This window comes from Kribbella sandramycini (genome assembly GCF_013131805.1).
In the GTDB taxonomy this organism is placed as follows: Bacteria; Actinomycetota; Actinomycetes; order Propionibacteriales; family Kribbellaceae; genus Kribbella; species Kribbella sandramycini.
The window spans coordinates 720129-734968 of the sequence record NZ_JABJRC010000001.1; the positions used below are offsets into that span (position 1 = coordinate 720129).

Sequence of the window (14840 nt, forward strand, 5' to 3'; positions counted from 1 at the left end):
AATATCTAGCTGTCGACGCGGAACGGATCGTGTTCGGCGAGCAGCTTGTCGAGGCGTGCCTGGTCGACCCGGGTGCTGACCCCGGAGAGCTCCTGCCGGTCCCGGACCACCTTCGACAACGTGATCGTCGAGGTGACCAGGTACAGCAGCCCGAGGCCGAGGAACGCCCGGACCCAGCCGGCCGCGGGCAGGTAGATGACAGCGATCGTCATCGCGGTCAGCGACAGGCCGAACGACAAGATGGCCTGGACGTAGTAGGCGTTGGTCTGGGACGGCTGAATCGGCTTGTTCATGCGTAGATCGTCGCGAAACCAACGCCGCGCGACATGCGCTGAACTACTCAGATCGCGCCGGTGATGGCCTTCTTCCGGAGGTCGGCGCGGTACGCCTCGAGCGCAATCAGCTCGCCGAACATCCGGTTGTAGTCGTCGGCCTTGTCGATCGGGTTCGTGCGCTGCAGCTTCGACTTCAGATCCGCGATCCGGCGGGCGCAGGTCAGCTCCTGCAACCGCGCGAGCAGGGCCAGCGCGTACTGCTCGTCGGGCTCCCGGCCGAGCCGCAGCGGGTCGACCGCGAGCGCGCCGACCACCGCGGCGGCCGGATCGTTGCCGACAGCCTCGCGGACGGCGACCACCCAGGCCTCCCCCGGCGCCGCGGCCGACGGACCGCCCGCCTTCGCCATCGCGGCCCGGATCGCGACCAGCCACGGGTGTGTGAAGTCGTGGTCGTCCAGCTCGTCGAACGCGACGCCGACCAGCGCGGGATGCTGCATCGCGACCTTCAGCACGTCCCACTCGATGACGAACCGCTGGTCGCGCGGGGACGGGACGTCGGCCCGCGGCGGGGCCGGCGGCGCCTCCGTGCTCACGGTGACCGGCGGGCGGCCGTTGGCCTGCGGCTGCGGCGCAGGCCGGGACGCGGCCCGGTGCACCTCGGGCCGGACCTGATCGACCTCCATCCCCAGCTGGCCGGCCAGCTCGCGGGTGAAGGCGTCGACCTTCGATTTGTCCCGGATGCTGACCACCAGGCGCGCGGCCTCGCGCAACGCGTCGATCCGGGTGTCGGCGCGATCCAGGTCGTACTTCCCCAGTACGTTGCCGAGCACGAACCGGTACAGCGGCACCCGCCGCCCGATCAGCTCGCGGACGGCGGCGTCGCCCTTCTGCAGCCGCAGGTCGCACGGATCCAGCCCGTCGGGCTCGACGGCGACGTACGTCTGGGAGGCGAACGCCTGGTCACCCGCGAAGGCCTTGAGCGCTGCCCGCTGGCCGGCCTCGTCGCCGTCGAAGGTGAAGATCACCTCGCCGCGGAACTGGTCGTGGTCGAGCAGCAACTGCCGCAACACCCGGGCATGGTCGTCGCCGAACGCCGTCCCACAGGTGGCGACCGCGGTCTGGACGCCGGCCAGGTGGCAGGCCATGACGTCGGTGTAGCCCTCGACGACGACGGCCTGCCGGCCCTTGGCGATCTCGCGCCGGGCCAGATCGACGCCGTACAGCACCTTGGACTTCTTGTAGATCGGCGTCTCGGGCGTGTTCAGGTACTTCGCTTCGATCTTGTCGTCGTCGAACAGCCGCCGCGCGCCGAACCCGATCACATCGGACGATGCGTCCCGGATCGGCCACATCAGCCGGCCGCGGAACCGGTCGTACAGGCCGCGCTGGTTCTCGGCGGCCAGGCCGGAGGAGACCAGCTCGGTGTTCGTGAAACCACGGCCGCGCAGGTGGCCGATCAGCGCATCCCCGCCGCGCGGCGCGAATCCGACCCCGAACTGGACGGCGGCATCGCGATCGAACCCGCGTTTGTCCAGGAACTGGCGGCCCAGCGAGGCGTCGGCCGCGCCGAACAGCTGGTCGACGTAGAACTCCGCGGCGACCTTGTGCGCCTCGACGAGCCGCGGGCGCTGGTTGGCCGGGCCGCGCTGGATCGGGGCGCCGGACTCCTCGTAGCGCAGCTGGATGCCGACCTTCGAGGCCAGCGTCTCGACCGCCTCGTGGAAGGTGATCTGATCGATCTTCTGGATGAAGTCGATCACGTCGCCGCCCTCTTGGCAGCCGAAGCAGTAGAAGAAGCCGCGGGCCGGGGTGACGTTGAACGACGGCGACTTCTCGTCGTGGAACGGGCACAGCCCCTTCAGCGAGCCGCCCCCGGCGTTCTTCAAGGTCACGTACGAGCCGACGACGTCGTCGATCCGCGCGCGCTCGCGCACCAGCGCGATGTCCTCTTCCTTGATCCTGCCTGCCACCCCGCGAGTCTACGATCCTCGGCAACCGAACCCATCATGGGAGGACCAACCAGTGCGTCGCACTCTCGGGCTGCTCGTTCTCAGCGCCGCCCTGCTCGCGTCCACGCTCGTGCTGACCGGCGAGAAGCCGGCCACCGCAGCCATCCGGCCGACCCACCCACAGCCGCTCGTCGAGCTGGTCGCGCCACATGGCACCGGCCGCCTCTACACCGCCGACCCGCAGGAGCTGGATGCCGCGACCGCGGCCGGCTACCGCCGACAGCCTGGCGCGCTGGCCGCCGTCGACCGCGAGCCCAAAGCCGGCTCCATCCCGCTCTACCGGCTGAAGCCGACCACGAACGCCACCCGCTGGCTCTTCACCACGTCCCCCGACGAGCGCGACACCTTGGTCCGCAAAGGCTGGACGGACGAGGACATCGCCGGATACGTCAACGCCGAGCCCGCGCCTGGGCTCGTCCAGCTCCGCCGCTTCACCAACGGCAAGGAGTGGCGGCTCGCGCTCGAACCGCGCACGGCCGAGCTGCTGAAGGCCGGCTACACCCTCGACGGCCCGGTCGGCTACGTCCGCCCGACCGCCGTCCGCGCGGGCGCCGTGTACTTCGGCATGTTCCACACCGGCGGCCACCCGACGATCATCGGGCGGACCAAGGAGATCTACGGCCGCGACAACGACTGGTGGGGCGGCGTCCGCGACTTCCACGCCGGGACGCCGTACGCGACCGACAACTGGCCCGGCACGGACTGGTCGAATCTCAAACCCTCGATCGGGTACTACGACGACTCGCAGCCCGCGACGCTGGAGAAGCACATCGAGCAGGCGACCTCCGCCGGGCTGAGCTTCTTCAACTTCTACTACTACTGGGACAGCAAGAAGCAGCGGCAGGATCTGACCGACGCCGCGCTCGAAGCGTTCCTGCAGGCGTCGAACAAGGACAGCATCGACTTCACGATCGGCGTCTGCGCGCATCCGTACGCGCCGCTGAACATCCCGGTCGCCCAGTACGACGCGGTCGCGACGAACCTGGCGCGATACCTGCAGCAGGACAACGTTTTGCGGACGAATGACGGCCGGAAGATCCTGAACGTCTGCGACGCCCGCGGGCTCGGCGACGGCAGCAACGCGCAAATCAAGCAGTTCGTTGACGCGGTCCGCGCGAAGTCCGGCCAGGACCTGTACGTGATGATCAATCAGGCCGGTTTCGACCCGAAGCAGGTCGCGAACGCAGGCGCGGAGGCACCGTACTGCACGACCGACGGCCCGGCGATCGAGTCGCGCTCGTACGCGACCTACCTGCGCGACCAGACCAAGTTCTACCACCAGGCGCCGACCGGGCCGTTCGGTCGCTGCGTGCTGGCCGACTTCGACGAGCGGCCGCGGTATCCGATCGAGAACCCGAACGTGGATGCCATCCGCTGGATGCCGGATCAGTCGATCGATAGCTTCCGGCAGGCGGTGCGCACCGCCGTCGCCGACATGAATGCGTCCACGCGGCCGTCCACGGTGGACAACCACCTTTACCTGTATGCGTGGAACGAGTGGCACGAGGGTGGCGTGATCGAGCCCAACGAACGCGACGGCTGTGCGTATCTCGACGTCCTGCAGGCTGAACTGTCCCTGCCCGGGCCGGGCTGCGTCGGTTAGGTTTGCGACCGTGCCCCGAACTCTGCGCCCTGGTCAGCGGTCCGAGCTGTATGTCGTCGATGTCGCGAGCGGTGTGTCCCGGCTGGTGTTCAGCTCGGACGACATGCTGTTCGAGGCGCCGAACTGGACGCCGGGCGGTGAGCTGATCGTCAACGGCAACGGGCGGCTGTTCCGGGTCGACGACGGGCTGGTCGAGATCGAGCTCGGCGGCGTGCCGGATATCAACAACGATCACGTGGTGAGCCCGGACGGGCAGACCGTGTACGTCTCGGCCGCCGACGGTCATCTGTACGCCGTTCCGTTCACCGGCGGGCCGGGGCGCCGGGTCAGCAACGACCGCGGGCCCGACTTCCGGCACTACCTGCACGGCATCTCCCCCGACGGGACGACGCTCGCCTACATCGGCCTGGAGCCGGTCGACGGCCGGCGGATCACCAACGTCTGGACGGTTCCGGCCGCCGGTGGCGCCGACGTCCAGATCACCGACGACGAGCACGCGGACGACGGCTCGGAGTACGGGCCGGACGGGAAGTGGATCTACTTCAACTCCGAGCGCGCCGGGCACGCCCAGCTGTTCCGGATCGCGGACGGCGTCGCCGAGCAGCTCACCGACGACGAGCGGGTCAACTGGTTCCCGCACCCGGCGCCCGACGGCTCGGCGGTCGCCTACGTCAGCTTCCCGCCCGGCACCGAGGGGCATCCGGCCGATATCGACGACGTCCGCGTCCGCCTGCTCACCCCCGACGGCATCCGCGAGCTGGCGACGCTGTTCGGCGGCCAGGGCACGATGAACGTGCCGAGCTGGGCGCCGGACAGCACGGCGTTCGCCTACGTGGCCTATCCGGTGGGCGGATCTGCAGCACTCACCAACTCACTCTGAAGGCGGTTGCCCGGCCACGGCTGAGCGTGGCGGGGGCGGTACTGCGGACAGTTGGTGAGTGGGGGCGGTTCGCCCTACACAGCCGAAAGCTCGATCGAGCTGTCACCGAGGCGCGCCGGGTCGGCCTGTTGGCCGATCAGGGCGCGGATGCTGTCGGTCGCATCCCAGACGTTGACGTGCATTCCGGCGAGCACGTGCTCGTCGTCGCTCAGCCAGAAGGCCAGGTAGGCGCCCGAGGCCGGGTCGCCGCGGAGGACGACGTGGTACGACGTGCCGCGCGGGACGTCGCCGACGTACTCCATGCCGAGATCGAACTGATCGGTGAAGAAGTACGGCTGGGCGTCGTGCGCGACCTCCTGTCCGAGCATCGCCTTCGCGGCGACCGCGCCGGTGTCCTTCGCGTTCTGCCAGTGCTCGACGCGCAGCGACCGGCCGAGTTTCGGGTGCGCCCAGCGCACGATGTCGCCGGCCGCGTACACGTCCGCGGCGGACGTCTGCAGGTCGGCGCCGGTGACCACACCCGAGCCCTCCTCGGCGGAGGCGACTTCGAGGCCGGCCGCCTCGGCCAGCTCCAAGTTCGGCTGGACGCCGACCCCGACGACCACCAGGTCTGCCGGGAGCACCTCGCCGGCGATCCGGACGCCGGTCACCGCGTCGGCACCCTCGAAGCCCTCGACCCGCGCACCGAAGCGGAACACGACCCCATGCTTACGGTGCAGGTCGGCGTACAGCTCGCCGACCTGCTCACCCATCGCCGAGGCGAGCACGGTCGACTGCGGCGCGACCACAGTCACCTCGCAACCGCGCTCCTTCGCCGCCGAAGCAGCCTCCAAACCGATCCAGCCGGCGCCTACGACGACCACCCGCGGCTTCGCGGCGTACGCGTCGGTCAGCTCCTGCGACTGCTGCGCCGTCCGCAGGTAGTGGATACCCGGCAGGTCGCCACCCGGTACGTCGAGGCGGCGGACCCGGCTCCCGGTCGCGAGCAGCAGCTTCGAGTAGGCCTGCTGGGAACCGTCGTCCAGCGTGACGGTGTGCGCGGCGGGGTCGATCGCGGTGACGGTCGTGCCGAGGCGGAGCTCGACCGAGTTGTCGGCGTACCACTGCTCGTCGTGCAGTTGCGCGGACTCCGGCCCCTTCTTACCGAGCAGGACGTCCTTCGACAACGGCGGTCGCTCGTAGGGCAGCTCGGTCTCGGCGCCGATCAGCACGACGCCGCCGCTCCAGCCCTCCTCCCGCAAGGTCTTGGCCGCGGTCGCTCCCGCGAGGCTCGCACCGACGATGACGATGGGCTCAGCAGTCATACTCCCGAGACTAGGGGGTGCCTAGCAATTCCGCGACGTAGCGAGGAGGTGCTCGGTGCGGGATTGCTAGGCACCCCCTACTAGTGCTTGGTGCCAGGCGAGGGCGGACGGGTCGGTGAGGGAGGCGACCTGGTCGATGATCACGCGGAGGCGGGCGCTGTCGTCGGCGGCTTCGAGGAAGTCGGCGCGGAGGGCGGCGTCCAGGTGGGTCGGGCCGGTCTTCGAGAGGGCCTCGACCAGCTCGGTGAGCAGCTCGCGCTGGGAGGCGCGGCGGGCCTGACGCTCGGGCGAGTTCAGCACGTGGAACATACCGATGCCCTTGAGCAGGCCGATCTCGAGGCGGACGCCGTCGGGGACGACGAGATCGGCCTCGTAGCGGATCAGGCGGGACCGACCGAAAACGACATGGGTCGCCTGCTCGGCGGCGGTCACGAACCGGCCGATCAGCTGACTGGTCAGATCTTTCAGGCCGCCGAGCGCGCGCCGGCTGTCGTCGAACGGGCCGGCCGGCCAGTACGGCAGCTTGGTCAGCCGCTGCCAGCCCTCGTCGAGCTCGGCATCGGTTGCCTGCGGCAAGTACATTCGCCGGACGATCTCCCAGTACGGCGCCCGGTCGGCGCCGACGGCCGCGAGGTCGATGTGCCGGGCGACGATGCCGTCCTCGACGTCGTGCACCGAGTAGGCGACGTCGTCGGCGAAGTCCATCACCTGGGCCTCCAGGCAGCGGCGCTCGCCGACGCCCTGGCGCAGCCACCCGAAGACGGCCAGGTCGTCGTCGTAGACGCCGAACTTGCGCTCCCCCGGACGCCGGGCCCACGGGTACTTGGTGGCCGCGTCGAGGGTCGCGCGGCTCAGGTTCAGCCCGACGCTGCGGCCGGCCGGATCGAAGGTCTTCGACTCCAGCCGGGTGAGCAGCCGCAGGGTCTGCGCGTTGCCCTCGAAACCGCCGATCTCGGCCGCGAGCACGTCGAGCGCCCGCTCGCCGTTGTGGCCGAACGGCGGGTGGCCGAGATCGTGGGACAGGCAGGCCGCGTCGACGATGTCGGGATCGCAGCCGAGGGTCGAGGCCAGCTCGCGGCCGATCTGCGCGACCTCGAGACTGTGCGTCAGCCGGTTCCGGACGAAGTCGTCGCTGCCGGCGGTGGCGACCTGGGTCTTGGCCGCCAGCCGCCGGAGCGCCGCACTGTGCAGCACGCGGGCGCGATCACGCGCGAACGCTGTCCGGCCCGGTCGTTTGACCGGCTCCGCGACCCAGCGCTCAGCGTCGTGCTCGTCGTACCACTCGTGCTGCTTCCTCATCACCGTTCACAGTAACGGCGCATACCGACATTTTCGGGACGTGCGGGTTAACCCCAGCCGCCCTGGACCATCGACTGGAACCGCCAGCCGCCGTCGACCTTGACCAGCAGATCGCCGTACCGGACCGGCTGCGTCTGGCCCTCGTACGTCATCGTGCCGTCGGTGATCACGAAGACCAGCGCGTCGGACAGGAAATGCGGCGTGCGCGTGACGTCGAAGCTGAACTCACCGCCGCCGCCCATCACCTGCTCCATCTGCGCCAGATACGCCGCCCGGTCGATCTGGGTGGCGCTCCCGTTGCCCTTGCCGTCGTCGGACACCTCGTTCAGGGGGAACAGCGCCAGGTCGGCCATTCCCTCGTAATCCCGCGCCGCCGCCAGCGCGTCGTACCGCTCGAACCACTCCCGCACACTCGCTTCGGACAAGCCTGATCCTCCTCGAATCTGAAACTAGGTACAGTGTACCCAGTTTAGTCAAGGCAATACCTGGACCAGACGATTCCGCCGCTGAACACCTCGGTTCCGGCATGCCGGAACCGCACCGTCGCCCCGCACCACGGCTCCCCCGCCCCCACGATCACCGGGTGCACGAGCAGCGCCAGCTCGTCCACCAACCCCAGCTCCAGCAGGACGCCGATCAGCGCCCCACCCGACTCGACCCGCACCACCTCCGCGCCGCGCCTTCCCAGCAGCCGCAGCACCTCTTCGAGATCGACCTGCTCATACCCGGTCACCAACTCACGAGTGGTCGCATCCGGCGGCCGCGCAGGCGTCTGGTCGGCATACAGCGCGAGTACGTCGGACCAATGCCCGAGCCCCCGCAGCACCTCCCAGGACCGCACCCGCGCCCGGCTGTCCACCACAGCCAGCAACGGGCCGGACGCTCGCGAATCTCCACCTGGAGCTGCCCTGAGCAAACCCTCCTGGGCGAGGATGGTGTCGGCGCCGACGAGCGTCACATCCTCCTGCCACAGCGTCGCCATCGCGTAGTACCGGGCGAGATCCGCGTCGAACCCCGCCGTCCGCCCGTCGAGGGAGACCGCCACCTGAGCCACCACATGAGGCCGCATGGCGCAAACGCTAGAAGCCGCCACCGACAGTTGTCCGGTGACGGCTTCCAGGGATGACTGACTAGATGTCGCGGAAGGTCTCGATCTGCGCGCCGAGCGAGTTCAGGCGGGTGGCGAGGTCCTCGTAGCCGCGGTTGATCACGTAGACGCTGCGCAGGACCGACGTCCCCTTCGCGGCCATCATCGCGATCAGCGTGACGACGGCCGGGCGCAGAGCCGGCGGGCACATGATCTCGGCGCCGGAGAAGTGCGTCGGGCCCTCGACCATCACCCGGTGCGGGTCGAGCAGCTTGACCCGGCCGCCGAGTTTGTTCAGGTCGGTCAGGTAGATCGCGCGGTTCTCGTAGACCCAGTCGTGGATCAGCGTCTGCCCGGTCGCCTTCGCCGCGATCACCGCGAAGAACGGCAGGTTGTCGATGTTCAGCCCGGGGAACGGCATCGGGTGGATCTTGTCGATCGGCGCGTGCAACTGCGACGGGCGGGTGGTGAGGTCGACCAGGCGGGTCCGGCCGTTCTCGGCCAGGTACTCGTCGCTGCGGCTGTAGTCGAGGCCCATCTCCTCCAGCAGCGCGAGCTCGATCTCGAGGAACTCGACCGGTGCGCGGCGGATGGTGATCTCGGAGCCGGTGACGATCGCCGCGGTGAGCAGGCTCATCGCCTCGATCGGGTCCTCGGACGGGGCGTAGTCGACGTCGACGTCGATCTCGGCCTTGCCGTGCACGGTCAGCGTGGTCGATCCGACGCCCTCGACCTTGACGCCGAGCAGCTCCAGGTAGAAGCAGAGGTCCTGGACCATGTAGTTCGAGCTGGCGTTCCGGATCACGGTGACGCCGTCGATCCGGGCGGCGGCCATCAGCGCGTTCTCGGTGACGGTGTCGCCGCGCTCGGTCAGCACGATCGGCTTGACCGGCGTGATCGCCCGGTTCACCACCGCGTGGTACTCACCGGCGGTCGCCTTCACGTCCAGGCCGAACGGGCGCAGCGCCGTCATATGCGGCTCGACCGTGCGGGTGCCGAGGTCGCAGCCCCCGGCGTACGGGAGCTGGAAGGTGTCCTCGCGATGCAGCAGCGGGCCGAGGAACATGATGATCGAGCGCGTCCGGCGGGCCGCGGCGGCGTCCATCGCGCCGAGGTCGAGATGCGCCGGCGGGACGATCTCCAGGTCGCCGGCGTCGTTCAGCCAGGTGGTCCTGACGCCGATCGAGTTCAGCACCTCGAGCAGCCGGTTGACCTCCTCGATCCGGGCGACCTTGCGCAGCGTCGTCCGGCCCTTGTTGAGCAGACTCGCGCACAACAGCGCGACGCCGGCGTTCTTGGACGACTTGACGTCGATCGCGCCGGAAAGCCGCAAACCGCCGACGACACGGAGGTGGACCGGACCGCCACCGAGAGAGACAATTTCGGAGTCGAGCGCTTCGCCGATCCGGGCGAGCATCTCGAGGGTGAGGTTCTGATGACCCTTTTCGATCCGGTTCACCGCGCTCTGGCTGGTGTTCAGCACATCCGCGAGCTGCGTCTGCGTCCAGCCGCGGTGCTTGCGGGCGTCCCGGATGAGATTGCCGATCCGGCTCAGGTAGTCATCAGTCATGCGCCGGACCTTATCTCACATGTGAGATACCCCTGCACCGACCCTCCGGTGCCAGCGTAGCCAATGTCACGGGGCATCGACCCCGCACCCCCGGTGGGCCGCCCGCCGCCTACACTTACCCAACTCCCGCCGCCATTCGGAGAGGACCAGCAGATGTATGACGACACCTCCGAGGTGGTGAGGGAGTTCGAAGCGGAAGCGTGGCCGCTGGAGGCGGCGGCCGACAGCCTGCACCAGGTGATCGACGGCTTCCAGGACGGCGACACCCGGCCGCTGGTGATCGGCGACGGCGACGAGCCGGTGCTCGTCGTGCTCGCGATCGCCGATCTGGCCGACTTCCGGGCCCGGGTGAACGACCTGCTCAGCAACCCGGTCGACGCCGGCTGGCTGCGCTACTGGCTGCGGTCGAACTTCGACATGAGCTCGGAGCGACTGGTCGAGCTGCTCGGCGTCGACGCCGACCACGGCCTGTCCTCCCTGGCCAGCCAGGTGAACGTCGAGCAGGCCGCGACCCTGATGCCGGACCACCTGCGCCGGACGGAGGCGGGCGGCAACCCGCTGATGCTGATCGGCGACGGGATGATGGCGACCGCGGCGCTGCTCGCGTTCCCGGCGTTCCAGGTGCTGCTCGCCCTCGAAGGCGGCGGCACCGTCGAGGACGACTCCTGCGCGCACGACGACGAGGAGAAACCGACCACCCCGCTCGAAGTGCTCGCCGAGCGGCTCGGGCCGGTCTCCACCCAGCTGGTCGCGCAGATCAACGCCGGCCGCGAGCCCGGCCTGCCGCGCTACGAGCTGCACTTCGAGGACGAGCTGGTCGACCACCTGCACGAGCTGGAGAGCCGCGCCCAGCGCGCGCCCGGCAGCGAGGCGTACGTCGAGCTGAACGACCTGCTGCACCAGTTCGACGAGATGCGCAGCGGCCAGGGCGAGCTGGACGACGACGAAGAGGAGCTCGACGAAGCGCCGTACCTGGAGGCGACCGACCTGCGGGCCGCCCTGCCCGACCTGCGGGACAACTTCCGCGAAGGGGCCGACGACCCGTACCTGATCGGGTACGACGGCCGCCCGCTGGCCGGGCTGATCACCTTCGACCTCTACGAGGAGCTGCAGCGCGTCTCGGTCGAGCTCGGCGGCGCCGACGAGGCGCCCGTCCTCCCGCTCCCCCAGCCGCGCTGGGAGAACGGGCCGGAGGTGCTGATCTTCGAGGCGTCACTGGCGGTCTGCGAGGCGGTCATCGAGGACATCTCGAACGGCGAGGGCTCGATGATCTTCATCGCCGACGAGGACGGCGACCCGGAGCTCGTCCTGGCGCCGCTCGTCTGGCTGTGGGCCTACGTCGACCACCTCGACCTGGAGGGCGCGGTCTAGGGCGTGCCTCCCGACTCCGCGCCGAGTGCAGCGCAGTAGGCGTGGGGTCGGGAGGCGCGCCCTCAGTTCACTCGCTGAACGGGAACAGCGGCTGCCACTCGGTGAGCAGCGCGAGCTGGTAGACGTCGGCCGGGGTGTACGGGTCCTTGGCGAGGATGTCGCGCAGCTCGGCCTCGTCGGCGACGTCGTACACCAGCAGGGCGCCGGTCTGGTCGGTGAACGGGCCGGCGGCGACGAGTTTGCCGGCCGCCTTCAGCTCGTTGAGGTACTCGCGATGGGCCGGGCGGACCGCCAGCCGCTCGTCGGTCTCGGCAAGGTCGAACTGCAGCTGGACAACGTAGAAGGCCATACCCGGAACCCTACAACGGGTGCCGGATACGGCCTTGTACACAACGAGAATTTGGTGCGGGAGAGGGAGTCACGAGCCGCCACAGCGGCTGGTTCGAGTGACCCGAAAGTCGACGGTGCACTCCCTTCCCGCCCGGTTATTCTGACCAACCCGGGGCCCGCAATGCAAGGGGTTGGTTAAGAGAAAGTGCAGCAGAAAGTCGGCCCCGGTGACGCTTCGTGACCGACTTCCCGTCCGGTCCGATGAGAGCGCGGGCACGCTCGTACAGACCGTCACGCGGCTGCGCTGTCAAGACCTGGCGACCACGTTCAGAGCGCCGCGCGACCGGCTTCGAGGCGGGCGATCGGGACCCGGAACGGCGAGCAGGACACGTAGTCGAGCCCGACCTGGTGGAAGAAGTGGATCGAGTCCGGGTCGCCGCCGTGCTCACCGCAGACGCCGAGTTTCAGGTCGGGTTTGGCGGCCCGGCCGCGGTCGACGCCGGTCCGGACCAGCGCGCCGACGCCTTCGGTGTCGATCGACTCGAACGGCGACACCGCGAAGATGCCCTTCTCCAGGTAGCGGGAGAAGAACGAGCCCTCGACGTCGTCGCGGCTGAACCCCCAGGTGGTCTGGGTGAGGTCGTTGGTGCCGAACGAGAAGAAGTCGGCGGCCTCGGCGATCTGATCGGCGATGACGGCGGCGCGCGGCAGCTCGATCATCGTGCCGATCGGGATCTCCCACTCGACGCCGACCTCGGCCAGCACCCGGGAGACCTCGTCACGGGCCAGGTGCAGCTCCTGGACGGCGCCGACCAGCGGGATCATGATCTCCGGCCGCGGGTCCTTGCCCTGGCCGCGCAGCTCGACGGCCGCGGACGCGATCGCCCGCACCTGCATCGCGAACAGCCCCGGGATCACCAGCCCGAGCCGCACGCCGCGCAGACCGAGCATCGGGTTCTGCTCGTGCAGCCGCTGGACCGCGGACAGCAGCTTGGCCTCGCGCCCCGGCTCCTCGCCGCGCTCCTTGGCCAGTGCGACCTTGACCGCGAGGTCCTCCATCGAGGGCAGGAACTCGTGCAGCGGCGGGTCGATCAGCCGGATCGTCACCGGCAGCCCGTCCATCGCGCCGAGCAGCTCCAGGAAGTCGCCGCGCTGCAGCGGCTCCAGCTCGGCCAGCGCGGCGTCCCGCTCGGCGTCGTCCGCGGCCAGGATCAGCCGCTCGACCGCCTCGCGGCGCTCACCGAGGAACATGTGCTCGGTCCGGCACAGGCCGATCCCCTCGGCCCCGAACCGGCGCGCGCGGGCGGCGTCGTCCGCGGTGTCGGCGTTGGTCCGGACGCCGAGCCGGCGCACTTCGTCCGCGTGGGAGATGAGCCGGTGGACGGCGGCGACCAGCTCGTCACCGGCGTCGGCGTCCAGGGCGCCCTCGAAGTACTGGACGACGGGTGACGCGACCACCGGGACCTCGCCGCGGAAGACCTCACCGGTGGTGCCGTCGATCGAGATCGTCGCGTCGGCCTCCAGGACCGTGCCGTTGACCTTGATGGTGCCCTGGGCAACATTCACGTCGAGCTCGTCGGCGCCGCAGACGCAGGTCTTGCCCATCCCGCGGGCGACGACGGCCGCGTGCGACGTCTTGCCGCCGCGGCTGGTCAGGATGCCCTGGGCCGCGATCATCCCGTGCAGGTCGTCGGGGTTGGTCTCCCGGCGAACCAGGATCACCTTCTCGCCGCGGTCGGCCGCTTCGACCGCCGCGGCCGAGGTGAACACGACCTTGCCGGACGCCGCGCCCGGCGAGGCGCCGATCGCCTTGGTGATCAGCTCCTTGTCGGCATCGCCGTCGAACCGCGGGAACATCAGCTGCGCGAGCTGCGCGCCCTTGACCCGCTTGAGCGCCTCGTCGGTGTCGATCACGCCCTCGTCGATCAGGCTGGTCGCGATCCGGAACGCGGCGGCCGCCGTCCGCTTGCCGACGCGGGTCTGCAGCATCCAGAGCTTGCCGCGCTCGACGGTGAACTCGATATCGCACAGGTCGCGGTAGTGGCCCTCGAGGGTAGCCATGATCGCCATCAGCTCGTCGTACGACGTCTTGTCGATCTGCTCGAGATCGGCGAGCGGAACGGTGTTGCGGATCCCGGCGACGACGTCCTCGCCCTGGGCGTTCTGCAGGTAGTCGCCGTACACGCCGGGCTGGCCGGTGGACGGGTCGCGGGTGAAGCAGACGCCGGTGCCGGAGTCCATGCCGAGGTTGCCGAAGACCATCGAGCAGATGTTGACCGCGGTGCCGAGGTCGGTCGCGATCCGCTCCTGCCGGCGGTAGAGGATCGCGCGGTCGGAGTTCCAGGAGGAGAAGACGGCTTCGGTGGCGAGATCCATCTGGGTCCGCGGATCCTGCGGGAACTCGCGGCCGGTGTGCTCCAGGACAGCTTGTTTGAACGTCTCGACGAGCGCCTTCAGGTCGTCGGCGTCCAGGTCGAGGTCGTTGCGGGTGCCCTTGGCTTCTTTGGCGGCCTCGATCGCGTCCTCGAAGACGTCGCCCGCCATCCCGAGCACGGTCTTGCCGAACATCTGGATCAGCCGGCGGTAGGCGTCCCAGGCGAAGCGCGGGTTGCCCGACTGGTGCGCCAGGCCGTTCACCGAGTCGTCGTTGAGGCCGACGTTCAGCACCGTCTCCATCATGCCGGGCATCGAGACCGCGGCGCCGGAGCGGACCGAGACCAGCAGCGGGTCGTCGGCCTGACCGAGTTTCTTGCCCATCTTCTGCTGCAGGACGTCGACGTGGTGGTCGATCTCGTCGGCCAGCTCCGGCGGGACCGAGCCGGTGGCCAGGTAGACCTTGCAGGCCTCGGTGCTGATCGTGAACCCGGGCGGCACCGGCAGACCGAGATTGGTCATCTCCGCGAGGTTCGCGCCCTTGCCGCCGAGCAGTTCCTTCTGGGACTTGTCGCCCTCGGCGAAGTCGTAGACGAGTTTCGGCATGTCACTCCCTGGGTGCGGGTGCTGCTGCTGAGACGCGGTGAGGTGGCCCGCTAGGCCCGTCGGCTCCGGTGGCGGGGGCGTCTTTTCAGAGTAAGCCCGAAAACCAGTCCAGTTGAACACTGGTCTCACAACG

The 14840-nt window shown here is 69.4% G+C and carries 12 protein-coding genes; 3 read left to right on the forward strand and 9 right to left on the reverse strand.

What is annotated here, in order from left to right; genetic code table 11:
- Positions 1-5 precede the first annotated feature (5 nt).
- Positions 6-293, reverse strand: a complete 288-nt coding sequence (locus tag HPO96_RS03130; RefSeq protein WP_171670811.1) for a YiaA/YiaB family inner membrane protein — start codon at positions 291-293, stop codon at positions 6-8.
- Positions 294-340: 47 nt separating this feature from the next.
- On the reverse strand, positions 341-2245 hold the full coding sequence (dnaG, locus tag HPO96_RS03135) for a DNA primase (RefSeq protein ID WP_171670813.1): 1905 nt from the start codon (positions 2243-2245) through the stop codon (positions 341-343).
- A 52-nt stretch (positions 2246-2297) separates the two neighbouring features.
- On the opposite strand from dnaG, the gene HPO96_RS03140 reads away from it, so the two are divergent.
- Complete coding sequence (locus HPO96_RS03140) at positions 2298-3887, forward strand: glycoside hydrolase family 99-like domain-containing protein (protein ID WP_171670815.1); 1590 nt, start codon at positions 2298-2300, stop codon at positions 3885-3887.
- A gap of 10 nt (positions 3888-3897) precedes the next feature.
- On the forward strand, positions 3898-4767 hold the full coding sequence (locus tag HPO96_RS03145; RefSeq protein ID WP_171670817.1) for a TolB-like translocation protein: 870 nt from the start codon (positions 3898-3900) through the stop codon (positions 4765-4767).
- A 74-nt stretch (positions 4768-4841) separates the two neighbouring features.
- Here HPO96_RS03145 and HPO96_RS03150 read toward each other — a convergent pair whose 3' ends face one another.
- The 5 genes from HPO96_RS03150 to HPO96_RS03170 all read right to left on the reverse strand — a co-directional run bounded on the left by HPO96_RS03150 (position 4842) and on the right by HPO96_RS03170 (position 10027).
- Entirely contained in the window at positions 4842-6071 is a 1230-nt protein-coding gene (locus HPO96_RS03150) for an NAD(P)/FAD-dependent oxidoreductase (RefSeq protein ID WP_171670819.1), read from the reverse strand.
- Between the two features lie 66 nt (positions 6072-6137).
- Entirely contained in the window at positions 6138-7370 is a 1233-nt protein-coding gene (locus tag HPO96_RS03155; protein WP_171670821.1) for a deoxyguanosinetriphosphate triphosphohydrolase, read from the reverse strand.
- A 47-nt stretch (positions 7371-7417) separates the two neighbouring features.
- Entirely contained in the window at positions 7418-7795 is a 378-nt protein-coding gene (locus HPO96_RS03160; RefSeq protein ID WP_202885473.1) for a nuclear transport factor 2 family protein, read from the reverse strand.
- A 44-nt stretch (positions 7796-7839) separates the two neighbouring features.
- Positions 7840-8439 (reverse strand): RibD family protein, encoded by a 600-nt coding sequence (locus HPO96_RS03165; protein WP_171670822.1) that lies wholly within the window; start codon positions 8437-8439, stop codon positions 7840-7842.
- A 61-nt stretch (positions 8440-8500) separates the two neighbouring features.
- Complete coding sequence (locus HPO96_RS03170) at positions 8501-10027, reverse strand: helix-turn-helix domain-containing protein (RefSeq protein WP_171670824.1); 1527 nt, start codon at positions 10025-10027, stop codon at positions 8501-8503.
- A gap of 153 nt (positions 10028-10180) precedes the next feature.
- On the opposite strand from HPO96_RS03170, the gene HPO96_RS03175 reads away from it, so the two are divergent.
- A complete protein-coding gene (locus tag HPO96_RS03175; protein WP_171670825.1) occupies positions 10181-11398 on the forward strand; it encodes a hypothetical protein in 1218 nt (405 codons plus the stop codon).
- 67 nt (positions 11399-11465) lie between these two features.
- Here HPO96_RS03175 and HPO96_RS03180 read toward each other — a convergent pair whose 3' ends face one another.
- Together HPO96_RS03180 and ppdK are read right to left on the reverse strand one after the other, a co-directional pair.
- Positions 11466-11747: a YciI family protein gene (locus HPO96_RS03180; RefSeq protein ID WP_171670827.1), complete on the reverse strand. Its 282-nt coding sequence runs from the start codon at positions 11745-11747 to the stop codon at positions 11466-11468.
- 308 nt (positions 11748-12055) lie between these two features.
- Entirely contained in the window at positions 12056-14707 is a 2652-nt protein-coding gene (gene ppdK, locus HPO96_RS03185) for a pyruvate, phosphate dikinase (RefSeq protein ID WP_171670828.1), read from the reverse strand.
- Positions 14708-14840: the final 133 nt, after the last annotated feature.

What these genes read in the sequence shown, in the direction of transcription:
- HPO96_RS03180 (WP_171670827.1), bottom strand. Translation starts at nt 11,747, where the DNA reads ATGGCCTTCTACGTTGTCCAGCTGCAGTTCGACCTTGCCGAGACCGAC.
- HPO96_RS03130 (WP_171670811.1), bottom strand. Translation starts at nt 293, where the DNA reads ATGAACAAGCCGATTCAGCCGTCCCAGACCAACGCCTACTACGTCCAG.
- HPO96_RS03170 (WP_171670824.1), bottom strand. Translation starts at nt 10,027, where the DNA reads ATGACTGATGACTACCTGAGCCGGATCGGCAATCTCATCCGGGACGCC.
- HPO96_RS03155 (WP_171670821.1), bottom strand. Translation starts at nt 7,370, where the DNA reads ATGAGGAAGCAGCACGAGTGGTACGACGAGCACGACGCTGAGCGCTGG.
- HPO96_RS03175 (WP_171670825.1), top strand. Translation starts at nt 10,181, where the DNA reads ATGTATGACGACACCTCCGAGGTGGTGAGGGAGTTCGAAGCGGAAGCG.
- ppdK (WP_171670828.1), bottom strand. Translation starts at nt 14,707, where the DNA reads ATGCCGAAACTCGTCTACGACTTCGCCGAGGGCGACAAGTCCCAGAAG.
- HPO96_RS03165 (WP_171670822.1), bottom strand. Translation starts at nt 8,439, where the DNA reads ATGCGGCCTCATGTGGTGGCTCAGGTGGCGGTCTCCCTCGACGGGCGG.
- HPO96_RS03150 (WP_171670819.1), bottom strand. Translation starts at nt 6,071, where the DNA reads ATGACTGCTGAGCCCATCGTCATCGTCGGTGCGAGCCTCGCGGGAGCG.